The sequence below is a fragment of the Flavobacterium faecale genome (genome assembly GCF_048320115.1).
Lineage (GTDB): Bacteria > Bacteroidota > Bacteroidia > Flavobacteriales > Flavobacteriaceae > Flavobacterium > Flavobacterium faecale_A.
Genome location: NZ_CP182943.1, coordinates 1044740 through 1070332, shown reverse-complemented (window position 1 = coordinate 1070332; position 25593 = coordinate 1044740). Strand labels below are relative to the sequence as shown.

Sequence of the window (25593 nt, the reverse complement as noted above, 5' to 3'; positions counted from 1 at the left end):
TGTTTTATGATTTAATTATTTTTTCTTTTTACCGTTTTTCCAAAGTTTGAATAGATTAACTAAGTAATACAAAACAGGGACTACAATTAGAGTAAGGAAGGTAGCGAATACCAATCCAAAAATAACGGTCCAAGCTAGTGGTCCCCAGAAAATAACATTGTCACCCCCGATGTAGATTTTTGGGTCAAATTGACTAAACAGGGAGAAGAAATCAATATTAAAACCTATAGCTAACGGAATCAAGCCTAAAACGGTGGTGATGGCAGTCAATAATACTGGCCTTAACCTGGCTTTTCCTCCTGTGACAATAGCTTCGAAAATATACTCTTTAGGTAAAATCGTGTCCTGAGGAACATTCAATTCCTCTTTTTTGCGACTTAATAATAATTCAGTATAATCGAGGAGTACTACTCCGTTATTTACCACAATACCCGCTAGTGAGATAATTCCCATCATGGTCATCATGATGACAAAAGGCCATCCTGTTACCATTAAACCTAAGAACACTCCAATAAAACTTAAAAATACAGCTACCATGATAATAGCAGGTTTGGATATAGAGTTAAATTGGAATACTAAAATTAACATGATGAGTCCCAGTCCAGTAACCAGAGCTCCCATTAGGAAGGCCATTTGTTTGTTTTGTTCTTCAATTTGTCCAGTGAAATCAAATTTCACAGTTTTTGGCGCGTCAAAATCAGCCATTTCTGCTTGAATTTGACTTACTACCGCCCCTGCATCCGTAAATCCAGGAGATAGAGCAGAATATAAAACAACTACTCGATTAAGGTCTCTGTGTTTAATAGCGCTAAATGAAGAGCTGTTTTTTTGAGAAGCCACCGTTGATAGCGGAATTTCTTTTATTTGGCCTGAAGCCATATCTCTAAAGGTGATGTTTTGATTGAAAAGCGTACTTTGATTGTAGCGGTTCTCATCATTGAAACGAACATTGATGTCGTAATCTTCGCCATCTACCTTATAAACTCCTGCTTTTTCTCCAAAAACAGAACGTCTCAATTGGTTTCCTACTTGTCCAGCTGAAATACCCATTTCACCAGCTTTTTGACGGTCTACAGTTACTTTCATGGCAGGTTTTCCCTTGTTGACATCTACCTTCAATTCGTCAATTCCTGGAATGTTTCTACCGTTTAAGAATTCTTTCATCTTTTCGGCGGTTACAATCAACTCGGTATAATCGTTTCCTTTGATTTCAATGTTTATCGGGTAACCCGCAGGTGGACCCGCAGCATCTTTTTCAACAGAAATGGAAACACCAGGGTAAATGTCTTTGAGTGCTTCTTGTACTTTTTGGCGCATTTGCTCAGAATCTCTTCCATCTCGGAATTTATACTCACGCATTGAAACCGTGATTTTTCCTTTATGAGGCATTTCAGCTGTAGAACCACCATCTGTTTGAGGATTTCCAGCACCTTCACCCACTTGTGAAACTGCTGATTCTACTAAGTAGTTGGTACTGTCTGCTTCGTTGATATATTCCTTAGAATCCAAAACAGCATAGACCCTTTTCTCAATTTCTTTAGTCAGTTTGTTTGTTTTTTCGATATCAGTACCCTGTGGATATTCGATATAAACAATGATTTGGTTTGGTTTGTTGTCTGGGAAAAATTCCACTTTCGTACGACCACTTCCAACACTCCATCCAAAATAGGTCATGAGTACAGCAAAGAACAAGAAAAACATCACGACAGTTACAATGTATGGTTTCTTACCTGATAAAAAGAATTTCAACCATCCTTCATAACCATTTTCCAGTTTTGTTAAGGTTTTTTGTTGGAATTTTAAGGTAAAATCTTTGATGACATATTTGTACAACCAAAACATGGCTGCTGTAAAAATCATTAATGAACCTAATCCGCGTACAGCACCTCCAAAAATGAGTATTAATATTCCAAAACCTCCAAGTATAATGCTCAAGCGAATTAATTGTTTTAGGCTCAAAACTTTGTCTTTGATATCCATAAACTGAGATACCAAAACTGAGTTGAAAAAGATGGCCACAAATAAAGAGGAACCAAGAACAACGGATAAGGTTATTGGGAAATAAATCATAAACTGTCCCATAACTCCAGGCCATAATCCAAGAGGCACAAAGGCAGCTACCGTTGTAAGTGTAGAAACAATAATAGGCAGTGCGATTTCACCGATACCTACTTTGGCTGCTTCGACACGATTCATGCCTTCATCTTCCATGAGTCGGTACACATTTTCAACAACTACAATTCCGTTGTCAACAAGCATACCCAGTCCCATGATTAGACCAAATAGAATCATCGTATTCATAGTATAACCCAAGGCGTTCAAAATCATAAAAGATAAAAACATGGACATGGGGATAGCAAAACCTACGAAAAGTGCATTCCTGAAACCTAGGAAAAACATCAATACGCCTACAACCAAGATAATACCGAAAATGATATTATTTACCAAGTCATCAACTTGGTTTAAGGTTTTAGATGAAGAATCATTGGATAACGTTACATTTAAATCTCTTGGCAAATAGTTTTCTTGAGAATCTGCAATGATTGTTTTGATTTTTTCGGCTGCCTCAATCATGTTTTTTCCAGCACGTTTTTTGACATCAAGCATCACCACACTTTTACCAAATTCTCTAGCATAAGTGGTTTTGTCTACATTTTTAAAGCTGATTTCAGCAACATCTTTAAGGTAAACAGGACCTTTTTCGTTTTTAACCACAAAGTTTTCTAAATCGGTTGGTTTGTCGATTTCTCCTTTAATACTGATGGTTCTTCTTTGACCACTCGAAATAATGTTTCCAGCCGACATGGTTACGTTTCCATTGCGAACCGCATTGATGACATCGTCAAAACTTACTTTTGAAGCCGCCATTTTGAATATATCAACGGCAATCTCGATTTCTTTTTCTTGCGCACCACGAATATCGACTTGCTTAATTTCAGAAAGGCCTTCAATTTCATCCTTTAGATACTCACCAAATTCCTTTAATTTCTCTACTGGATAATCTCCAGAAAGATTGATGTTTAAGATGGGGATTTCTTCCGATAAGTTTAAGTCAAATACATTAGGCTCGACTTTTACACCATTAAAAGTAGGCCAATCTTCATTTGATTTTTTGGCGTCAACCTTGTCTTTTACTTTTTGTTTGGCATCTTCAACGGCGATTTTCTCATCAAATTCAACGGTGATGATTCCGTAATCTTCCTGTGAAGTTGAAGTTACTTTAACAACGTTACTAACGTTTTTGATATCTTCTTCTAGAGGGTCGATAATCAATCGCTCAATATCTTCGGCAGTATTTCCTGGATAGACCGTACTGATATAGATTTTAGTTTCTTTAATCTCTGGGAAATCCTCTCTTGGCATCGAATAATAGGCAGAAATACCTAAAATGAAGAACAATGCCATGATGACATAAATCGTCATTTTGTTGTCAACGGCCAAAGAAGAGAATTTGAATTCTTTATGCTTGATGGGTGTGTTCATATTGTTGTTATTTTATTATAGACACAATCTGTCCGTCTTTTACGCTTCTTGCTCCTTCTTTGATAATCAAATCACCGTCGCTAATTCCTTCTAAAATCTCGATATAATCTCCTTGTGATTTTCCTGTTTGAATAATCACTTTTTTCGCTCTAGTTTGGTTTTTGTCGCCGCTTTTCTCTGCTATGTAAAGGTATTGTTCGCCTTCGGCATTTTCTGATATGATGCTTAGTGGAACGATAACTACATTTTTATTTGAGTAATCGTTAATGTTTAATTTAGAAGATAAATTCGGTTTGATTAAACCTGATTTATTAGGTACTTGCACCTGTACTTTGAAAGAACGGTTGGCTGGGTTTATGTTGTTATTTACCAATGAAATGTTTGTTTTAATTGTTTCATTTAGCATTGGGAAATTTACGATTACCTCTGTTCCACGTTTGATGGTGTTTAGGTGTTTTTCAGGAACATCAGCCTCAAGGTACATATTGCCAAGATTGATAATTCTTAAAATAGGTGTGCCAGGTGCAACCACTGATCCTTTTTCTGAAATGATTTCGTCAATTACACCCGAGAATGGAGCTTGAATGATGGTTTTAGCAATTTGTTTTCGTAGTTGTTGCACCGCTTTGGTTTGTGCTTCATAAGTAGATTTAGCTTGCAAAAACTGAATCTCAGAACCAATTTTTTGATCCCATAGATTTTTTTGTCTTTCGAATGTCGTTTTAGCCAAAGTTGCTTGTATTTCTAACTGAGAAAGTTGTTGTGTCAATCCTCCGTCGTCTATTCTTCCTAATGTTTGCCCTTTAGAAACTCTTTGCCCTTCTTTGACAGAAAGTTGCTCTAAAATACCACCTAACTGTGCATTCACTATTAGGTTTTCTTTGGTTTGAACTTCGGCTTGTAGTTCTAGGTAATGTTTGAAAACAGTGTCTTTTGCAGTAAGGGTCGTAATCAATGTTTCTTTGTGATTTTCATCGATTAACCCAATAGCATCATCAATTTTTTTCAATTCTTTAGATAATTCATCCGCTGATTTTACGATTTCAGAGCGTTTTAATCGCAATTGTTCTAGATTTCCAGATTCAATTATCGCTTCGGTAGAGTTTTTTTTGTCGCCTCCACAAGAGAGTAAAACGATTGAAAATACGGTTAATAGAATAGTTTTTTTCATGGTATATCTGACTTTATTGCTGATTGTTATTTGTTGTTTAATTTTTCTAAACTTGCTTTTTTGTTGATAATATTAATCATGGATTGCAAGTATTGTTGTTGTGTGCTGTATAATTGTCTTTGTGCTTCACTGAAATCAAAACTAGAAGACAAACCTTCTTTGAATTTAATTTGCTGTTTTTTCTCGATTCTTTCTGCTAGAGCTAAATTGTTTTTGGCAGTTGCTAATTCTTCGACACTAAAATCAAACTCACTTTTGGCATTGGCATATTGCAATTTCAATTTTTGATCTGCTTCATTTAATTGAGTGGTAGCTTGTTCAAAGGCAATTTTAGCTTGTTGCGTTTTGGCACGGTAGGAAAAACTGCTAAAGATGGGTACGGATAAGCGAACTCCAAGATTAGAATAATTCAACCACTTTTGGTTTGTTGAGAAAAAGGTAAACTCATTTGCAAAAGAGTTGTAACCAAAATTTACATTGGCTGCAAGAGTAGGCAAAGCTCTGCTTCTTTCTAATTTGTATTCTAACTCTCTTTGTTTTTGAAAATTAGTGGCAATTTGGAAATCAATATTGTCATTGCTGTTGAACTCATTCAATGTTAGTGCCGTACCTAGGCTAGAGCGCGTCAAGTTTTCTAATTTGTCAGTAACAATAAGTTGGTCGTTAATGTCGATACCTAAAGTTATTTTTAGCATGTTATTGGAAATCTCTAACAGTCGCTTGGTGTTGTTCAAATTACTGTTGACCGAAGCTAAAGTGATTTGGAGTTGTTCCACATTTTCCTCTTCTATTAAGCCATATTTGAAAGTTTCTTTAGTATCGGCTAATGTTTTTTCTAATGTCGTTTTATTTTTGGTTAAGATGGCAATGCTTTCTTGTGCTAGGAGTACATTTCCATAGGCATTGATAACCATTTCTTTGACTTCAATATCTGTTTTTCTTTTCGCATTTTCATAATACTTCAAATAGGTTTTGGATGCTTGTAAAGCAACAATATAAGTACCATCAAATAACAATTGACTTAAAGTTGCTGTGGCATTCATATTGTGTTTAGTTCCAAAAGCAAAAGTCGAAATAGAGCCTGGGTCACCTCCAAATGGACCTCCTCCAGAAACTCCTTGTTGCTGGAACGAAAAATTATTTTGGTAATCAACTGTACCATTAATTTGTGGTAATCCCGCTGCTGTAGTTTCCCATTTTTTTTGTTTTGCCGCTTCAATATCACGTCCAGAATTAATGACAGAATAATTATGCTCAAGAGCGTGAACAATGGCTTGCTCTAAACTGTAGGAATAGGATTTTGTTGTTTCCTGTGCCTTTGTTAAGGATGCTATTAAAAAAATAGCCGTTAGTAATAAGTGTTTCTTTATCATAAAGTATGGTTTTCTAATTGTTTTTCAAGTTCTATAATTCCTTTTGAGGTTGCCATGGCTCGAGTGTGGTATTCTAAGGCTTTGAGTTCTAGTCTTTGTGCTTCTTTCTCTGAACTCGTGTTTTCGTTGATGCTGAATATTAGGGTGTAGTAAAATTGCACATAAGCATCAATGTCTAAATCTGCTCGATACAATCCTGATGCTATTCCTTTTTCAATATTTTGTCTAAAACATTTGCTGCATTCATTTATTTCAACGGCTAAAACTTCATTGTAAATTTCTGGATAATGTTTTTTTAATTGATAAATAGGAGAGGTGTCACTGGATTGAAACATATCACTAAACATTTTTCGAATTTCAAAGTTTTCTGCAATCGCATTGTTATTTGCACTGGTAATCGATTCGATTATTAGGTGAACTTCCTTGTGAACATGAGTCGTACTTTCTTTAATTAACGCTTCTTTGTTGCAAAAGTATTTGTAAATTGTTTTTTTTGAGATGCACATTTCACAGGCGATATCGTCCATGGTAATGCTTTTAAAACCTAGTTTTAGGAAAAGCTCACTCGCTTTTTTGATTATTTTCTCCTTCATGGTCATTTCTATTTCTTTTATGCTGTAAATTCTAGATTGGCTTCAATGCGTAAGTCTTGCCCAAGCATGATGCCGTCTTTTTGAAAAATGGAATTGGTTTTTAAGTCAAAATCGTTTCTATTGATGGTGCCTTTTACTTCAAAAGAAGCTTTTCGGACTCCGTTATAAAAGTTGTACCCTAAAAATTCGGTGTCTAATTCAATTACTTTTGTAATGTTTTTTACGGTCAAATTTCCTTTTAAGAAGTTGATGTTTTTGTTTACTTTCTGGAAGGAAGTCGATTTGAAATTGATGATAGGGTATGCTTCAGTTTCTATAAAATCATTGATGTTTAGTGGGGAGTCTATAGGTTCTATTTTTGAATCTTTGTTGTTAACGTCTAATGAAAATTCAATAGAGGCATTTTCAATGTTATCGTCTTTGATTTCCACATTACCTTTGAATTTATGGCTAGTTCCCGCTATATAAGCAATAATCGAATGTTTGATTTTTATTAACACATCTGATTGTTCTGAATCTAAAATCCAATTTGTTGCCATTCTCATGATTTCTAATATAATTAATGCTGCAAATGTAGGAAGGAAACTTTTAACACCAAAATAGTTTCCATGGTATTTATGTTTTTTTAACATTTGATTGGATACAGGGGTTTGTAATCCAGTGTGAATACTGTAAATTAGCCGAAAATTATTTTTTATGCATTCTATTGTACAATACCAAGAGTTTTTTGTCAACTATTTAAAAAATCAAACTATAGATAAAGAACCCAAAAACCTTTACGAACCCATACAATATATAGTAGGTTTAGGAGGAAAAAGAATGCGACCTATATTGACTTTGATGGCAGCTGAGGTTTTTAATGCAAATTATCAAAAAGCACTTCCAGCAGCTATGGCAGTTGAGGTTTTTCATAATTTTTCGTTGGTTCATGATGATATTATGGATGATGCACCTTTGCGTCGTGGGAATGTAACGGTACATGAAAAATGGGATATTAACACTGGAATTCTCTCTGGTGATGCGATGTTAATTTTGGCGTATCAATATTTTGAACAATACGAACCAATCATATTTAGAGATTTGGCTAAGTTGTTCAGCAAAACGGCATTAGAAGTTTGTGAAGGACAACAATGGGATGTGGATTTTGAAACACGTACTGATGTTACCATACCGCAATATCTAAAAATGATTGAGTACAAAACTGCTGTTTTAGTTGCTGCAGCTATGAAAATGGGGGCTATTATTGCTGAAACTTCGTCTGAAAACGCCAATTTGATTTACGAATTCGGACTTAATTTAGGTTTGGCTTTTCAATTACAGGATGATTATTTAGATGCTTTTGGGAATCCAGAAACCTTTGGAAAGCAAGTAGGAGGAGACATCATTGAGAATAAAAAAACGTATTTGTTCCTCAAAGCGATGGCTAATGCAAGCGCTGAAGATCAAATCCAATTGTATTCTTTATTTGGTCAACAATTAGAGGATAATACAGAAAAAATAGAGCAAGTAAAAGCTATTTTTGTTCGTTCTGGTGCTGATGTTTTGACTCAAGAAGCTATTGAAGAGTATACCTTGAAGGCTTTTGCTACCTTGGATAAAATGGAAGTAGAAGTGACTAAAAAGGAAATTTTAAAAGCTTTTGGAGAAAATTTAATGAAGAGGAAAGCGTAAGAAAAAATATTTTTAATTAATGGTAATGAGCAGTATCGTAACGGCTTTTTTTAGAGAAGAAAGGTATGCCAGTGCAAAAATGCAATTGGTTTATGCTTGTTTATTTCCTTTTTTTACGATTTTGGCTTTAGGAATTGATTCGGTTTCCTTTGCGCATCAGTATTTTGACGGCAGGCAGATTACCAATGTCTTAGCACTATTATATTTTGCTGGTTTTTATTTGGTTTCAAATGTACCGCTTCGAAAACTGATGTTGGTAATGGTCGGGCTTTCCTATATTGGAGAACTTATTTTTTGTAAATTACTTGGAATGTATGAGTATCGCACTCCTATGATTCCTTTGTATGTGCCTTTTGGACATGCTATTGTATATGCTTCTGGATATGTGTATGCACATACTGTTTGGTCTTTTGAAAAAGAACTGCATTTGAGGAAATATTTTCTGGTATTTTTTGCAGTTTTGTTTTTAGGAGTGGGAATATTTCTAAAAGATTATTTTTCGTTAGTTTTTGGGGTTCTTTTTTTTTGGTTATTAAAACGAAAAAAATGGCAAAATTTGTATTGCTTCATAGCACTATGTGTGATTTATATAGAACTGGTGGGGACGTACTTTCAATGTTGGGCTTGGGTGCCTAATGTTTTTGGATACATTCCAACTTCTAATCCTCCGATGGGTGCTGTTTTTTTCTACGCAGGTGGAGATGTGTTGCTGGCTAAAATCGTCAAAGTTTGGGATAATAATAAATTAAAGTAAATGAACTTCATCGCTCCAAAATCGACTGAATTATTGCTTCAAGAAGCAGCGCAAGAATCTTTGTATCTTAATTTGATTGAACAAATTAATAAAGATTTTAACTTGGCCAATGAAGGAATTGATTTTCCTAAAAGTGTTTCTCCTGAAGAACTTAAGATTCAGTTACACGAAAAAATCTACCGCATGATTCAGTATAAATTTGCTGAATATTTAAACCTTCTTTATATCATTGACGTGCCAGAAGAGCAAATCAAAGCTTTAGATGGTTCTGATTTGGTTGTTTTGGCTGAGCAAGTTGCCTTTTTAATCTTAAAAAGAGAATGGCAAAAAGTATGGTTCAGAAATAAATATCGTTAGTTGTTTGATTGCAATAGGCTGTTGGTTTGTGTAGCTAGTGAATAGTCTTTTTAATTCTTGAAAAATAACTAAATAAGGTATCGTCTGGCAGTTGTAATATTCGGGTCCTTACCATTGGCATAAGTTTGAAATGGTGTATTTTGAATGAATCAATACTTCCTTTGACAGTGACCCAGCCGAAGGGATTGTTTTTGTTTTGTAAAATTTCAGGTATTGCTGCATTAGTCCAGCCGCCTTTTCCAGGAAATTTTTCTAATAAATAGTTTTTATCAACTAACGGTTTATCCATTTTAAATAGGGGATTGCGAAGTATTCGCTAAGTTTAGACTGATAGGGGTAATTGGAGCGTTAGATGTATTTCTAAAAATAAAATCGGACAAAAGGCATGAAGGCATCACTGTAAGCGCGATTGTTTTCTTTGAATAAAACATTGTATCGAACGCCAATTGTTGCGTTGCCACTTCGGTATCCTGCTCCAAGAAACAAGCCTGTGTTCCAGAAATTATCAGTGAAATTATTAGGTGAAATACCACTTACATTGACACGTAGTTGTTCTAGCTCAGCAGAAAGTTGAATTTCAGGCAGTGGATTGAATAAAGTAATTAAGCTACCGCCGTAAAGATTGGAAGTATAAAAGTTTCTCTGTTTAGCGTAGGTATATTGAGCGCCTAATCCGATTGAAAAATATTGATTAACATTATAAATGGCAGAAGGAGCAACAGAAATATCTGTATATCCAGACCCAATACTCAGACCTAAACCACCTCCAAACTGGACGTTATCCCAAAAATTATTTGAATTATTTGTATTTCTGTTTTGGAATTGGGCAGTCAACGAAAAACTAACAAAAAGTATCGTTAAAATTAAATAACGGTTTGAAAAGCGTGAACGGTGATTATTTTTCATGGTTTTGTATTTTTTTTTAACAAATCTTCACGTAAAAGTACTTAAAAAATAGATTCAGATATAATGGATTATTGTATTTTTGCCAAACTATTTAACAAAAAGTACATTCACTCATATTATGGATAGGTTTTCATTTTTAAACGCAGCACATACCGAATTTTTTGCTCAATTATACGATCAATATTTAGAGAATCCAGATAGCGTAGAGCCTAGCTGGAGAAGTTTTTTTCAAGGTTTCGACTTTGGAATGGAAACGTATAATGAGGAAAATCCAGTTCAATATAGTAATTCTTCCGCTTCAGTATCCTCAGTAGCAGCTGCTCCTGTTGATAATAGCAAGCTTTCAGAACAACTTCAAAAAGAGTTTAAAGTGGTTAAGCTAATCGAAGGCTACCGCTCAAGAGGGCACTTGTTTACCAAAACAAATCCTGTAAGAGAGCGCAGAACTTTTGCTCCTAATTTAGATTTGGAGAATTTCGGACTTGCTTCGTCTGACTTGAGTACTGTATTTGATGCTGCAAAATTATTAGGTTTACAACCTTCTTCTTTATCTCAAATTATCGACCACTTGACTAAAGTGTATTGTCAGCATATCGGGGTAGAGTACATGTACATTCGTAAACCTGAAATTGTAGAGTGGATTCAGAATAAATTAAGTATTAATGAAAATCAACCCACTTTTTCTGCAGACCAGAAAAAAGCGATTTTAAATAAATTAAATCAAGCGGTTTCATTTGAAAACTTTTTGCATACTAAATATGTAGGTCAAAAACGTTTCTCTCTTGAAGGAGGGGAAACAATTATTCCAGCTTTGGATGCTTTAATTGAAAGAGCAGCTGAAAAAGGAGTGGAGCAGTTTGTTATGGGTATGGCGCACCGTGGTCGTTTGAATGTTCTAGCTAATATCTTCGGAAAATCTACTCAGGATATTTTTGGAGAATTTGACGGTAAAGATTACGATCAAGAATATTTTGATGGTGACGTAAAATACCACTTAGGACTTACGGCTGATAAAATCACCAGTACAGGTAAAAAAATCAATATCAATTTAGCACCAAACCCTTCTCACTTAGAAACGGTAGGAGCTGTTATTGAAGGAATCACAAGAGCAAAACAAGATAAATATTTTGCTGACGATTTTTCTAAAGTATTACCTATTGCCGTTCACGGTGATGCTGCGATTGCAGGTCAGGGGATTCTTTATGAAATCATCCAAATGGCACAGTTAGATGGTTATAAAACAGGTGGAACAATCCATATTGTAATCAATAACCAAGTTGGTTTTACAACGAACTATTTAGACGCGCGTTCTTCTACCTATTGTACTGATGTCGCTAAAGTAACTTTGTCTCCAGTATTGCACGTAAATGCAGATGATGCTGAATCAGTAGTTCATGCCATGCAGTTTGCATTAGACTTTAGAATGGAGTTTGGTCGTGACGTATTTATTGATTTATTAGGATATAGAAAATACGGTCATAATGAAGGTGATGAACCTCGTTTTACACAGCCATTATTATATAAAATTATTGCTAAGCATAGAAATCCAAGAGAATTATATGCTGAAAAATTATTATCAGAAGGCATTATTGATGCTGGATTGGTTAAAACTTTAGAGAAAGAATACAAAGATGATTTAGATCATAATTTAGAGGCTTCTCGAAAAAAAGATTTGACTGTGATTACTCCATTTATGCAAAATGAGTGGAAAGGTTTTGAGCAAGTTTCAGATGATGTAATGTTGAAGAAAGTAGATACTAAGGTTGAAAAATCAACTTTGGATTCTATTATCAAAACAGTATCTAACTTGCCAGCTGATAAAAAATTCATTAATAAAATCACCAAAATTGTTAACGATAGACGAACAGTTTATGATAACAATGCGGTTGATTGGGGTACTGCTGAGACCTTAGCTTACGGTACTTTATTGACAGAAGGATATGATATTCGTATCTCAGGACAAGATGTTGAGCGTGGTACATTCTCACACCGTCATGCAGTCGTTAAAGTAGAAGATTCAGAGGAAGAAGTAGTATTGCTAAACAATATTGAAAACAAAAAAGGAAACTTCTATATCTTCAACTCTTTCTTATCTGAGTATGGAGTATTAGGATTTGATTATGGTTATGCTTTGGCAAATCCAAATGCATTGACCATTTGGGAAGCACAGTTTGGTGATTTCTCTAATGGAGCTCAAATTATGATTGACCAATACATCTCTTGTGGAGAAGATAAATGGAACAATCAAAACGGATTGGTGATGTTATTGCCACACGGATACGAAGGACAAGGTGCTGAGCACTCTTCGGCACGTATGGAGCGTTACTTACAGTTATGTGCACGTCACAATATGTACGTAGCGGATTGTACGACACCAGCCAACTTCTTCCACTTGTTGAGAAGACAAATGAAAACGAAATTCCGTAAACCATTAGTAGTATTCTCTCCAAAAAGTTTGTTGCGTGATCCAAGATGCGTATCAACTGTAGACGAAATAGCAAATGGAGAATTCCAAGAAACTATTGACGATACAACTGTAAACAAAAAAGACGTAAAAACATTGGTTTTCTGTACAGGTAAATTCTACTACGATATTACTGCTGAAAGAGAAAATAACGGTCGCAAAGATGTAGCAGTAGTTCGTATTGAGCAATTATTCCCATTACCAGTAGAGCAATTAAAAGCAATCATTGCACAGTATCCAAATGCAGATGATTATGTTTGGGCGCAAGAAGAGCCTAAAAACATGGGAGCTTATACATATATGTTGGCTAACTTTGATTTAGTAAAATGGAGATTGGCTTCGTTGAAAGCATACTCTGCACCAGCAGCGGGAAGTTATACAAGAGCAAAACGCCGTCATGCAGATGCTATCCGTATGGTATTTGATAAAAATTTATTTAGATAAAAATTTGGAGCTATTTCCTGCTGTCCGCTATATCTTTTTCTTTTTTAAAGAAAAAAAAGAAAAAGGATGCCGCTTCCATCAGGGCTAGAGCCAATTGCAAATAATAACGATTAAAAAATAAAATTCATAATTTAAAATATAAGGACATGATTTTAGAAATGAAAGTTCCATCACCAGGGGAATCTATTAAAGAAGTTGAAATCGCCACTTGGTTAGTACAGGATGGTGACTATGTTGAAAAAGATCAAGCGATTGCTGAAGTTGATTCAGACAAAGCGACATTAGAATTACCTGCAGAAGCAAGTGGTGTTATCACCCTAAAAGCCGAAGAAGGTGATGCAGTAGCAGTAGGAGCAGTAGTTTGTCATATCGACACTGCAGCAGCGAAACCAAATGGTTCTGCGGCAGCGCCAGCAGCGACTCCAGCAGCTGAAGCACCAAAAGCAGCTCCAGCTCCAGCGGCGGCACCTGCCCCAGCAGCAGCGCCATCTTATGCAGCAGGAACTCCTTCACCAGCAGCTAAAAAAATATTAGACGAAAAAAATATAGCTCCAGCAGCGGTAACAGGAACTGGAAAAGCAGGAAGAATCACTAAAGAAGACGCTGTGAATGCAGTTCCTTCTATGGGAACTCCAACAGGTGGTAGCCGTGGTGTAGAGCGTACAAAATTATCTATGTTACGTCGTAAAGTAGCAGAGCGTTTGGTTTCGGCTAAAAACGAAACAGCGATGTTGACTACTTTTAATGAAGTAAACATGACGCCTATTAACAATATTCGTAATGAATACAAAGATGCATTCAAAGCAAAACACGGTGGTGTTGGTCTTGGATTCATGTCTTTCTTTACTAAAGCAGTTACAAGAGCCTTACAATTGTATCCAGATGTAAACTCTATGATGGATGGTGATCACAAAATTGCTTTTGATTTCTGTGATATTTCTATCGCGGTTTCAGGACCAAAAGGTTTGATGGTTCCTGTAGTGCGTAACGCTGAGAATTTAACTTTCCGTGGTGTAGAAGCTGAAATCAAAAGATTAGCTATCAAAGCACGTGACGGACAAATCACTGTAGATGATATGACAGGTGGTACATTTACAATCACTAACGGTGGTGTATTTGGATCAATGTTATCTACTCCAATTATCAACCCTCCTCAGTCAGGAATCTTAGGAATGCACAACATTATTGAGCGTCCGATTGCTGTAAACGGTAAGGTTGAAATTCACCCAATGATGTATGTAGCACTTTCTTATGACCACAGAATCATCGACGGTCGTGAGTCAGTTGGTTTCTTAGTTGCTGTAAAAGAAGCTTTAGAAAACCCAATCGAATTATTGATGGATAACAATCCTAAAAAAGCATTGGAACTTTAATACTGTCACACTTAGCTTATCGAAGTGTTAGCCTACAAAATCCCGATTGAAAAAATCGGGATTTTTTTGTACCATATATCTGATAAAAAGACATAAATTTACACTATAACATTCCTATTATGAAAAAGAATATCTTATTAGTCTTTGTAATTTTATTTTATTTAAGTTGTTCAAAAAAAGATAACAAATCAATAAATATTGAAAAAGCCTTTTATCACTGGAAGGGAGAGTCTTATTTTGACGAAACATCTATTAACGAGCTTAATAATCATAAAATAAAAAAAATATATTTTAAGATGTTTGAGGTTGACTATAATGATGTAAAAGGAAATTATCCTTATGAAAAAAACAGTCCAAGTACATACACATTTGAAAAATTAGATTCAATAAATATCATTCCTGTAGTTTTTATAAGAAATGAAATTTTTCAATTTAATTCAGAAAAAACATTAGATAAGTTAGCCGACAACATCACTTTTTTAATCGAAAAATATCAAAAAAACAATGGTAACCCTTTTTATAATTACTCCGAAATACAAATAGACTGTGATTGGACAAAATCAACAAAGAACAAATATTTTTATTTGCTAAAAAAAATAAAAGAACTCTCAAAGAAAGAAATTAGCTGTACACTAAGATTATATCCCTATAAATATCCCGATGTAATGGGAATTCCTCCCGTAGACAAAGTAACATTAATGTGTTATAATCTGATTAAACCACTTTCAAATAAAGAAAAAAATTCCATTTTAGATATTGAGGAATTAAAATCCTATTTGAATGTAAAAAAGAAATACCCTTTACATCTTGATATAGCACTACCAGTATATTATTGGACACAATGGTATCAAAACAATCGATTTTCAGGATTATTAAATATTAGTTCTTCAGAATTTAAAACATTTGCAAAAGAGATAAAGCCTTTGTGGTTTGAAATTACAAAAGACACTACTTATAATTATGACACCTACTTTAGAAAAGGAGATCAATTAAAATGTGAAGAAGTTTCAAAAGATAAAATTCTAGAAGCAATTACTATCATTAAAAACAATATTGAATTAGATGAAAAAATTACCGTTTCATTATTTCATTTAGATCAAAGTACATTCAAAAAATACGACTATGAGAGCATATCTAGTTTTTATAATTCTTTTTCTAAATAGTTATATTGAGGTAATTGCCTGTGGATATTCACCTTATGGTGAAGATGTACGGTATTGCCTCCTAAAACCAGAATATTTTAATTCCTCTATTTATCAATCCTTTAATTATAATGCTAATCTATGGGGATTTGCGATTGAGAATAATAGTACTCAAGAAAGAATTTATATTGAGGCAAATATTATAGATTGGTTTCATTTTACAAAGAAAAGAGTAAAAATTAGTGCTATCGAAGAATTTAATAATAATCTAAATTTATCAGATATCAACCCAAATTCAAATAATGAATTCATCAAATATCTATATAAAAAAAATGAAAAAAAAGCCATTACTTACTTAAAAATGGCAAAAAATTGTGAGGCCATAAACAATTTTATCAACGAAGATTATTGGGAAAGAAATGAAAATAACTACATAAACGAAAGACTTTCTTTATTAGAAAAATTAACTAAAATAATCTCTCTAGAGAAAAATTCTTATTTCAAGCGTAAATATGCTTTTTTAGCCATTCGATTAGCTTATTATTCTGGCAAAAAAGAACTAATCAAAGAGATTTTTGAAACTCATTTTGTTGACACTCGAAAAGATTACCTATATAACTGGAGCTTATTTTTTTACACATTCACAAATTGGGACGGAAAAGCTATGGTATCTGTAGCTAATTTAATGTCAAACTGCCCAGAAAAAACTAAGGCAAGCTACTATTATTTCCATGAAAACTTCAATGTTGACGAAGCTCTAAAGCATACTACTAATCCATTAGAAATTTCAAATATTTACGCTTACGCCTCTGTACAAAAAGCAGATAAAAACCTTAATTATTTAAAATTAATTTTCGCACACAATCCAAAATCAAGTTTACTTGATTTTTTACTTTTAAGAGAGGTTAACAAAATTGAAGATTGGGTATATACTCCATTTTACACAAATTATTCACCTTCAACAGAATCATATTTTTGGAACGAAACAGAAAAAACTACTACTGAAACATTACGAAACCGCTCAGAAAACGATAGACAGTATGCGAAAGAAGTTTTAGCGTTTATTTCTTCAATAGATTACAATAAAACAAAAAATCCTATTTTATGGCAAGCTTGTGAAATCAATTTACAATTTATAAGTCGTCAATACGATGCTTGCATAAATAACATAGATTCGTTTGAAAAAAAATATGCTAATGAAAAAGTTATTGAGGAAATCGAAAAAATAAAAGCACTATGTATAACAGCAAACCAAGAATCAAATCATGCAATTATTAAACCTGAATTAGAACCAATTATCTTAAAATATAAAAATGACCAACGCTTTATTTTTGCATTAGGAAGAGAATTAGAGTTCAAAGGAAATATAACTGATGGCATCGCACTAATTTCATTATCGGAGCGCATTTATCCTCAACAATTTGATTATGATGATGTAGAATGGCGTGCTAACAGAATTAAAACTTCAGGAAATCTCGAAGTTTTACACAACTATTTTGATTACTTGGATTTTGTATATCCTGCCAATGAATTACAAATTATTATTAATAGAATTAAAAGAGGAGATTTGTCTGAGTTTCAAAAAAACATCTATCAATCAATACTAAAAGACAGGGAAACTTTGACTGATTTATTAGGAACAAAATACATTAGAGAAAATCAACTTACCAAAGCTTACATTACTTTCAAATCACTTGGCGATAAATATTGGGATGAAAACTACAACCCTTGGGAAAGAGGAAAGAATAGCTATTATGAAGGATTTGATCAAAATCCATTTTATGACTTTAAATACACTAAAAATTTTATCAAACACAAGGAAAAATTTATTGTAACAAAACTTTCAATTACAAAACAACTCATTAAGTACAAAAATCTAGCTAACAATCTTAAAACGAAAGACCGAGATTATTACTATTTTCTATTAGGGAATTGCTATTATAACATGTCTGATTATGGAAACTCCTGGTTAATGAGAAGATATTTTAATTCAAGTTCTTATTGGGATGAGTATATAAACGAATCCTATATTGATGAAATTGAATTTAGAAATAAAATCAAAGCGGTAACTTATTATCGATTAGCTTTTCAAAATGCCAAAACTCCTAAATTTAAAGCACTTTGTTTAAGAATGATGGATTATGCGGAAAAACATACTTTTAGTTTTTCTCAAAGAGTCAATAAATCATTCCCTAAATATAGTTCTGAACTTTCTGGATGTGAAAATTTGAAAAAATTCTTTGAATCGAGAAGGTGATTTAATTCCCGCGATACTCCACAAAATCAAACAAGGCATAGTTCTGTGTAGTAGGGATATGATCTCCTATAAAATTCAGGTTTTCGACACTGCAAAAGATTTTGAATTTTTCCTTAGTGCCGTAGTTCAGTTGTAAGCTACTTACCGTATTGCCTCCAATTTTCCATTTGGCGATGTATTTGTTTTTGGAATTTAAAGTTAGTTCTATAGATAAAGTATACCATTGTGCTCTTTTAACTTTCACCACCTTAGATTGAAAAGGATTCGCTTGAGAGGTCATATAAGCTAATAATTCATCAGAAGCAGCATTGACAGCGTTTCGTTCGGCCGTGGCTCCATAACCTATTTCAAAGTCCAATTCATGGGTGTCGTCATTGTACAAAAAAGCACCAATACTGGCTTTGTCACCCACACCCATTTCGGGTACATAAACACGCCAAGTATAAACTCCAGTGGTGTAAGTTGCGATGGATTTGACCTTAGGTCGATCCCAAGTATTAGGGCGAGTATAGATATTTAGATTCCCATTTTCAGTGAAATAGTTGATTAATCCATTCATGTTTTGTGAAGCATCTTCCCATTCGTCCAAATTATTAAAATCCCAAAATTTAGAAGTTACCGTTCTGGATGGTTTTGCCGTATTTTCGGTATCTATAATTGAGCTTTCCACAGCATCTGTGTATTGATCTTCAGAACAAGAAAACAATAATAGTGCGGAAACCACTGCGAGTATTTTATTGGTACGTTTCATAATTTGAAGGAGTTAAGAGGATATTTATTGTAAATATAAGTAATGATTGTAATAATCAATAATTGCTTTTCCTTTTAATAGTATATCAGCACCTATAATTCCGTGAACGGGTTTTACTTTGTAATGCGTTAAGGCTTCGTTGACATGTGATAAATCAAAAATGACTAAGTCGCATTTGTTTTTTTTCCACATTCCCAATTGTAATTTATTATGACTGGCAATTTGTGTCAGCATCCCTGTAGCTCCAGCTCCCGAAGCTTTGGTTTTGGAATCTTGTGCGTCCACCTGAAACAATTCAATACTCTCAAAACCAATACAACTATTAGAGGCTCCTGTGTCTAAAATGAAGTTTCCTTTAATACCATTGATTTTGACCTTAATTAGTAGGTGTTGTGTTTTGGTAATCTTAAATTTAATTTTTTTATATTTTTCCTTTTTTAGGATTTCTTGTAATTTTTCCATTTTCTAAACCGAATGAAAGCCAAAAATAAACCAATTACCGTTACAAATCCTAAAATGTACAAAGTATAATTGAAAGATTCTTCGCCTGCAATAGCGCTTCCGTAATACACAAATGCACTCCAATAATAGGGCGATTTTTTTTCGTTTGAAATGGTTTTGTCAGACAGGAAATCCAATTTAGCATTGCGATTGGCTTCACGATAAGAATCACCTCTTTTGCAATGTTGGTAAAAATAATCCATAAAAATTGAAGTCGTAAAATCATTGACTTTCCACAAGGAGAACAATAAGTTTCGAGCTCCTGCAAATTGAAATCCTCGCGCTATACTCATGGCGCCTTCTGATTTATAGAGTTTGCCAATGCCGGTTTCGCAAGCACTCAGTACGACCAAATCAGGATTTATCTTCAATTGGTACAACTCCGAATATAAAATTTCTTGATCGAAAAATTTAATGCTAGCGGGTGTTTCAAGATCACCAGCGGAGGCATGTGTTGATAAATGCAAAATAGCGTAACTGCTGGCATTGGTCTTAAAATGATCAAAGGTTGCTTTGTTATTTTCAAAAAAACGTCCATCAAATTTGTTTTTTATGGAAGCCATTTCGTTTTTCGAAAAATCCAAAGCAAAATCGGTTTTTTCGAAAACAGGAAAAATTCCCAACACATTTTTTTTAGGTTTTTCGATTTCAACCTCGTTCAAATAAAATGTGACTGAACTGTTGTAAAAAATAGCGTAATCGTTAACTAGATAATGCATTTGAGCAAAATTTGTCGTATTGGATTTCTGAGTGATTAGAGCTTCAAAAGGCATGAAATTGAGTAGGCCATCTGGAATGATGATGAGGTTTTTGCCTTTGGTTGGTTGAGGTAATTTCAGGAGGTCAAAAACTATCTTTCCTTGATGATTGTAATCTTTTGGTTTTTTTAAAATAGCATCAGCATCTTTGAAATAATTTAAAAAAGCACGGATTTCCTTTTGTGCAGTTTCGTTAGTAAAAGAATGTAATTTAAGGTTGTTGTCTTGAAATGTAAAAGCATAGGTTTTGTCATTACCTGAAAAGTAATTGACAAGGAATGTTTTTTCTTTTTGCAGTTTGTCAAATACGAGTTGTAAATCGATTTCTTGATTTTCAGTTTGGCTAATAGGAGATTGAATTTTTTTCAACGAAATGACCAACTCATTTTGTTTTACTATGGCATGGTTAATTTTTGAAATATCAGCTTTGTTTCCTTTTTGTTGTTCTTTCGTAATTTCGATCGTCCAGTTTTGCAATTGGTCCAAATGCAATTTTTCTTCTCGGGAAGCTGTTTTGTTTTTTTGAAGGTAGTTTTTTAAAACAGTAGATTTTGTTTTTTCTGCCAGTTGAAAAGCTTGATTAATATAGGTTTGGTTTTTTTCTTTTTGGTACAAAGAAGCATAGATTGCAATGCATTTTTCTGTACGCAATCGAACTCGAGTTTGGTTAATAATTTTTGAGTTTTCGTAAACGAGTAAATTGGCAAACAAATCTTCGATATAGAATGAGAGTGTGTAAGCTTCTAAGGCTTTTTTAGGAGCATTTTCAATACTGAAAATAGCCGCTTGTAAATCTAAAGCATCTAATAAAACAGTTTCTGAATAAAGTGATTTGGCTTCTGGGAGAATGTTGGTTTTGTTTGAATAATTTGGAATTAAGGTTTTGAATACCGAACTCAGCAACGCAGAAGCTTCTGTCATTTTTTGTTGTTCGAAAAGCAGGACAGCTTCTTCGTAATATAATTTAGCAATTTGTCGAGGATCATGATTGAGGGTGGTAAAAAAAAGTTTTTTGGCATTGGAAAAATACTCATTGGCTTTTTCAAAATGACGTTTTTGGGTGTAAAGAGAGGCTAGATTACGGTAGCAATTGGCGAGTGTTTTGGATTGGTTTTTGTCCTTTTGTAACAGCTGAATGGCATACAAATAAGTAGATTCAATTTTTTTAAAAGCGGTTTCAGTTGGAGTAGATTGTCGGTAAGCCAGCATATAATTGTTGCCTAAATTGTTGATGATAATCCCTTTTTGTACTCGGGATAACTTCTCGGTCTGAATGGTTTTTTGTAACAATTCGATAGCTAAATCAGGTTTACCCGCAGCTTGATAAACGTTTGATAAATTGAGAATGGCGGCTAGTTTTTGTCTCGTAGATTCAGACGTTTTTTTAGCTTTAGAGGCGAGATAATAGTATTGTTTGATGGTGTTTTCGGCATTGTCATAGTCGCCTTGCATGGTGTATAAATTCCCTAAGGGTTTTAAAGCATATTCTATAATATCGTATTGATTCAGTTTGTTTTTTTGATAGGTATTCCAAGCTTTTTCGTAGCTAGAAATGGCATTCTGATTTTGTCCCATTTGCATTTCATAATAGCCTTTGTTGCAATTTAAGATGACTATTGCCAGAAGTTCGTCTTGGGATTTTGCTTTTTTGGTGTGCCAAAAATCACGATCGATTTGAGTTAGTTTTTTAAGTCCGTTTTCAGTAGGCTGTGAGGCAAAGTTGTCAATAGCACTGTATATGGAATCTACGAGGCGTATTGATGGTTGGCCGAGCGCCACCAGCGTTGAAAAAAGAATTAGTAAAAGATGTGTCTTTTTCATATTTTAATAAATCACTACTTTATATTTTTAACACAAAAGTCACAATAAAATAGTTTTTGAACTGCAAAAGTCGCAAAAGCTATGAACTTAAATCTTTATGTTTTTTTACCGAGACGGATCATTTTTATTTTGTGTCTTTTGTTTTTCCTTTTGAGTCTTTTGTGTTTGAAAAAAAACCATACAAATGTTTCATTTATACACAAAACGCACAAAAGCTTTAGGATGTTTTTAAAGTTACAAAAGATTGTGTTTCTAAAAGTAAATTAATCGTCTAATGCACTAAAATATTCATTTACAAAAGTTTTTTGTCCTTCGTGATATAAGTTGGTAGAATGAAAATTATAAAGTATCCCTTTTGGTTTTTTTAGTAACTTCATGTAAGTTAATATTTGGGCTTGATGAATTGGAGGGAGAATGTCCTGGGCTTTAAGCTCTACTACGATGCAGTTTTCAATTAATAAATCACATCTGTATTCAGTTTCTAATTCGTATCCTTTAAAATTGATAGGAACTTTTAATTCTGATTGGAAGGCAATTCCTCTATATTTTAATTCTGACTTCACACATTTATGATAAACACTTTCTAATAATCCAGGGCCTAGTTCTTTGTGTACTTCTATTGCGGCACCATTTATTTTATAGGTCAAATCCTTTATATATTCTTTAGTGATATTCATAATTCTATCTTGTTACTTTTGTACCTTTTGTATTAAAAAAACTAAAACTTCCAAATCCCATAAAACTGGAAATAATTGAAATTTTCTTTGAAATTGATCACATATCGCGCGCCTAAGCTTGGGCCAATGCGAGCGGCGCCGATGGTAAGGTCAAAAAGTAATCCGGTTTTAAAATTGCTAAAATTTTGTTTTGACGACATAGATTGCTCTGTCGAACTAATGGGGAAAGAAGGTTTGTCGGTTTCGTACAGTTCTGTTTTCGTGTTTTGTTCTTGCTTTTCGGAGGCGTTGATATTAGCTTGAACTCCAGTTCCAATACCAATGAAGTTATTAATATTGTAACGAATGAGCACTGGGATTTCATTGTTTAGGCTAGTGGTTTCTGTGGTGGTAGTGGTACGTTGCAGTTGACGAACGCCATTAGCATTTTGAATAATTTCGTTAGATGTACTGCTGCCAGATTGGTAATTGTGGAGGCTGTTGGCCAACTCTGCCTGCCAATAAAAACGATACGATTTGAAAGGAGAAATGGTTGCTCCAGCAAAATAACTGGTAGAATTGTTTAGACTGGGGTAGTAATTGTAGCCTGCCTTTGCCCCAATCGAAATTCCTGGCTGGAATCGGGTGGTGGCATAGTTGGTCAGAATAGGTTCGTTTTTGTCAAAAATGATAGCCGTTCTACTGCGGGTGTTTACTTTGTGAAAATCTTTATTGAATTTCATCGAATATTTTACAAAACCTTTGGTGCTGTCTTTTTCATGTACATTTTTTTGATTGCTACCAGGAAGGTAGATGTTTTTGAAAGTAAAGAAAATTTGTTTTTGCTTGATGATGGTGTCCAAACAACTGGTGGTGGGGACTTCGTCTTTGGGGCAAATGGGACATTTAGGATACATATCCTCGATTTGAAATGTTTTTTTGTCAAACATATCAGGGATATCTGTTTCGAGTCGAATCATTCTGGCGGGACCTTCGCCGTTATTTTGAAAACGGGTTTTGAAGTTTACCCTTTTAAAACGGACCAAGCGGTAATTTATGAAACTACCATTAGACCCCATTTTATTAGGGTCGTGGGAAGTCACGATTTCCATTTCTAGATTTTTTACTTTGTGGTTTTTATAGCTTCGATTAGGGACAAAAACGCCTCGCATAGTGACCGTGGCACTGGTGTCTTTGAGCATTTCGGGCGTAGTTTTAAAGGTGTAAAAGATGTTACGAACCTCATTAGGGTTCATTTCGTCCATTTCCAAGATGTTCACTTGGCGGTATTCTTTTTTGGCTAAAGCCAAAGTGGTTTCCAAATCCAGCTCGTTTGTCGTGTTTGCGTATTTTGTTATGGGTTTGTAGTTTTCAGTTGAGACTGAAAAGCGATTGGTGTCATTGTTTTCATTCGCTACTGCAAATGCATTTTCTTTTACCTCTCTTTCTCCTGCATGGGTACGAAAATCGACCAACTCGAAGTTGTTGTGTTTGAATTGGGTTTCATTATAAAAAAGGTAGAGTTTTCCATTAGATACATAATTTTCTTGATTTTGATAGCTTAAGATGACAACCATTTCTTCTTCTGGAATGGGGTCGCAATTTTTTTGAAGGGTAAAACCACTTGGGTCGGCAATAGAAGCAATAGCAGTATTTGCAGGAGAACTGATGTTATTTACAACTACTTTTTTAGGTCGGGTAGTGGGTGGCTTTCCGTTATCGTAATTGTTCGTTACGGCAAGTCGTGCATGGTAGGTTCCTTTGTTTTTGTACACATGTTTGGGCTCAGCTTCTTTGCTATAAGTACCATCTCCCATTTCCCATAGATACGAAAAACTAGGTTTGGGTGCACCAGCAATGGGAATCAAAGGAGGTAGTTCAGGTTTGAAATTGACTTGATTTCCAGTTTGGATATAACCGATTATAGCTCTACGAGTAACAGTGTCTTTTACTTTGGATTGAGAATAAGAGACTACAGAGAATAGAAAAAAGAGTCGGAACAATATTTTCATTATTGGAAGGTTTGGTTAGGGATTATAAAAATAGCAAAAAGCGGTGAGAGCTCACCGCTTTTGTAAAAAACTATTGTATGGTCTTATTGAATAGCATTGATGGCTGCTACTAACTGCGCTTCGGTTCCTACAGTGGTTTCTCCCATTGTGAAGTAGAACACATCATTGGCTTGAATGGCTACTGCTTTGATTGCGTATCTCCATTGTCCGTTATCTTCGGTTGCAAAAATAATGTGACAAGCTAGACCTACTGGAATTTGACCATAATGCTCACTAAATAATCCTGCATTAGTATAAGTGTCTAGTTTTGCCAATGCATTTTGACCTTCACCATCATAGGATAAGTAGATTGCACTATTAGTGTTGTCATAACCTGTTGGGGCTCCTACTAGGATAGTAGTTTTAGGTCTTGGGTCGCTATAGAATTTATCCACATTAGTCCATCCAAAGTTCCCAAAAGATACATAATAGCTGTTTTGTCCAGCTTCAACACCGCCTTTTCCGTTGGTTCCTGCAGCATCTCGGGCGTTTTCCCATGCTAGATTTCCCTCGTTGTCAATGATTCCATTCCATAAAACCATGGCATTATCTACGCCATTGGTCAAAGCGGCAGGTACATTCAAATTAATATTACAGTTGGCAACAAGATTTACACCGCCTTGAGTGGCATTGATAAAAAATTCACCTCCAGAAATTAATAAGTTTCGATCGCCGTTTGGCATGATTCCCATAGTAGGTTTGTTAGTAACTAACATGGTTCCTTTGTCAAAAAGTTCCACAAATTCAATGTCAATAGCTCCCGTTACAGGGCTTCCATTTTTGGTTAAACAGTTGCCGTTTATTTGGATTGTTACTCCTTTGGCTGAGGTCAGTGTGATGACACCTGCGCCTGCTGTGGCTGTAAATTTTTGTGTTTGAGCTTCTAAGGCTGCTTCTCTTACTGCTGCGAATTCAGCTGCAGATGCTGGAGTAATAGGTTGGTCGTTGTCGTCACAGCTAATGAATGATACTGCAGCTAAGAATAAAAGTCCGATGTTTTTAAGATTTGATTTCATAATTTCTATTTTTTTGATTTAATAATAATTTGTCATTTTTAGATATATCAA

At 34.5% G+C, this 25593-nt stretch carries 20 protein-coding genes; 7 read left to right on the top strand and 13 right to left on the bottom strand.

Annotated elements, in window-relative coordinates:
• Positions 1-15: 15 nt before the first annotated feature.
• The 5 genes from ACNH59_RS04445 to ACNH59_RS04425 are packed head-to-tail and all read right to left on the bottom strand — an operon-like array spanning position 16 to position 7252.
• Positions 16-3483 (bottom strand): efflux RND transporter permease subunit, encoded by a 3468-nt coding sequence (locus ACNH59_RS04445; protein ID WP_418264227.1) that lies wholly within the window; start codon positions 3481-3483, stop codon positions 16-18.
• 7 nt (positions 3484-3490) lie between these two features.
• Positions 3491-4654 carry an efflux RND transporter periplasmic adaptor subunit gene (locus ACNH59_RS04440; RefSeq protein WP_418264226.1) on the bottom strand — a complete coding sequence of 388 codons (1164 nt, stop codon included), beginning with the start codon at positions 4652-4654 and terminating at the stop codon, positions 3491-3493.
• A 26-nt stretch (positions 4655-4680) separates the two neighbouring features.
• Positions 4681-6027, bottom strand: coding sequence for a TolC family protein (locus tag ACNH59_RS04435; RefSeq protein WP_418264225.1), 1347 nt, complete (start codon positions 6025-6027; stop codon positions 4681-4683).
• Complete coding sequence (locus ACNH59_RS04430) at positions 6024-6620, bottom strand: TetR/AcrR family transcriptional regulator (RefSeq protein WP_418264224.1); 597 nt, start codon at positions 6618-6620, stop codon at positions 6024-6026. Before ACNH59_RS04430 ends, ACNH59_RS04435 begins: the two co-directional genes overlap by 4 nt.
• Positions 6621-6637: 17 nt before the next feature.
• A complete protein-coding gene (locus ACNH59_RS04425; RefSeq protein WP_418264223.1) occupies positions 6638-7252 on the bottom strand; it encodes a YceI family protein in 615 nt (204 codons plus the stop codon).
• Between the two features lie 64 nt (positions 7253-7316).
• On the opposite strand from ACNH59_RS04425, the gene ACNH59_RS04420 reads away from it, so the two are divergent.
• From ACNH59_RS04420 to ACNH59_RS04410, 3 genes are read left to right on the top strand one after another with little or no spacing between them, the layout of a single operon-like run.
• Positions 7317-8291 carry a polyprenyl synthetase family protein gene (locus ACNH59_RS04420; protein WP_418264222.1) on the top strand — a complete coding sequence of 325 codons (975 nt, stop codon included), beginning with the start codon at positions 7317-7319 and terminating at the stop codon, positions 8289-8291.
• A gap of 25 nt (positions 8292-8316) precedes the next feature.
• Positions 8317-9045 (top strand): hypothetical protein, encoded by a 729-nt coding sequence (locus ACNH59_RS04415; protein WP_418264221.1) that lies wholly within the window; start codon positions 8317-8319, stop codon positions 9043-9045.
• On the top strand, positions 9046-9402 hold the full coding sequence (locus ACNH59_RS04410; RefSeq protein WP_418264220.1) for a hypothetical protein: 357 nt from the start codon (positions 9046-9048) through the stop codon (positions 9400-9402).
• 34 nt (positions 9403-9436) lie between these two features.
• Here ACNH59_RS04410 and ACNH59_RS04405 read toward each other — a convergent pair whose 3' ends face one another.
• A complete protein-coding gene (locus ACNH59_RS04405; protein WP_418264219.1) occupies positions 9437-9691 on the bottom strand; it encodes a DUF1905 domain-containing protein in 255 nt (84 codons plus the stop codon).
• 71 nt (positions 9692-9762) lie between these two features.
• Positions 9763-10308 carry a hypothetical protein gene (locus ACNH59_RS04400; protein ID WP_418264218.1) on the bottom strand — a complete coding sequence of 182 codons (546 nt, stop codon included), beginning with the start codon at positions 10306-10308 and terminating at the stop codon, positions 9763-9765.
• 118 nt (positions 10309-10426) lie between these two features.
• Between ACNH59_RS04400 and ACNH59_RS04395 the strand changes: the two genes are divergently transcribed.
• From ACNH59_RS04395 to ACNH59_RS04380, 4 genes are all read left to right on the top strand, one after another.
• Entirely contained in the window at positions 10427-13216 is a 2790-nt protein-coding gene (locus tag ACNH59_RS04395; protein ID WP_418264217.1) for a 2-oxoglutarate dehydrogenase E1 component, read from the top strand.
• A 146-nt stretch (positions 13217-13362) separates the two neighbouring features.
• Entirely contained in the window at positions 13363-14589 is a 1227-nt protein-coding gene (gene odhB / locus ACNH59_RS04390; RefSeq protein WP_418264216.1) for a 2-oxoglutarate dehydrogenase complex dihydrolipoyllysine-residue succinyltransferase, read from the top strand.
• 119 nt (positions 14590-14708) lie between these two features.
• Positions 14709-15752, top strand: a complete 1044-nt coding sequence (locus ACNH59_RS04385; RefSeq protein WP_418264215.1) for a hypothetical protein — start codon at positions 14709-14711, stop codon at positions 15750-15752.
• Complete coding sequence (locus ACNH59_RS04380) at positions 15712-17988, top strand: hypothetical protein (protein WP_418264214.1); 2277 nt, start codon at positions 15712-15714, stop codon at positions 17986-17988. Before ACNH59_RS04385 ends, ACNH59_RS04380 begins: the two co-directional genes overlap by 41 nt.
• Before the next feature lies 1 nt (position 17989).
• Here ACNH59_RS04380 and ACNH59_RS04375 read toward each other — a convergent pair whose 3' ends face one another.
• The 6 genes from ACNH59_RS04375 to ACNH59_RS04350 all read right to left on the bottom strand — a co-directional run bounded on the left by ACNH59_RS04375 (position 17990) and on the right by ACNH59_RS04350 (position 25542).
• Positions 17990-18739 (bottom strand): hypothetical protein, encoded by a 750-nt coding sequence (locus tag ACNH59_RS04375; protein ID WP_418264213.1) that lies wholly within the window; start codon positions 18737-18739, stop codon positions 17990-17992.
• 24 nt (positions 18740-18763) lie between these two features.
• Positions 18764-19201, bottom strand: a complete 438-nt coding sequence (locus ACNH59_RS04370; protein ID WP_418264212.1) for a retropepsin-like aspartic protease — start codon at positions 19199-19201, stop codon at positions 18764-18766.
• Positions 19177-21819, bottom strand: coding sequence for a CHAT domain-containing protein (locus ACNH59_RS04365; RefSeq protein ID WP_418264211.1), 2643 nt, complete (start codon positions 21817-21819; stop codon positions 19177-19179). The genes ACNH59_RS04370 and ACNH59_RS04365 overlap by 25 nt, the downstream gene beginning before the upstream one ends.
• A 263-nt stretch (positions 21820-22082) precedes the next feature.
• The gene (locus tag ACNH59_RS04360) at positions 22083-22496 is read right to left on the bottom strand and encodes a GxxExxY protein (RefSeq protein ID WP_418264210.1); all 414 of its coding nucleotides are present in this window, start codon (positions 22494-22496) and stop codon (positions 22083-22085) included.
• Between the two features lie 41 nt (positions 22497-22537).
• Positions 22538-24487 carry a DUF7619 domain-containing protein gene (locus tag ACNH59_RS04355; protein WP_418264209.1) on the bottom strand — a complete coding sequence of 650 codons (1950 nt, stop codon included), beginning with the start codon at positions 24485-24487 and terminating at the stop codon, positions 22538-22540.
• A gap of 83 nt (positions 24488-24570) precedes the next feature.
• A complete protein-coding gene (locus ACNH59_RS04350) occupies positions 24571-25542 on the bottom strand; it encodes a hypothetical protein (protein WP_418264208.1) in 972 nt (323 codons plus the stop codon).
• Positions 25543-25593 lie beyond the last annotated feature (51 nt).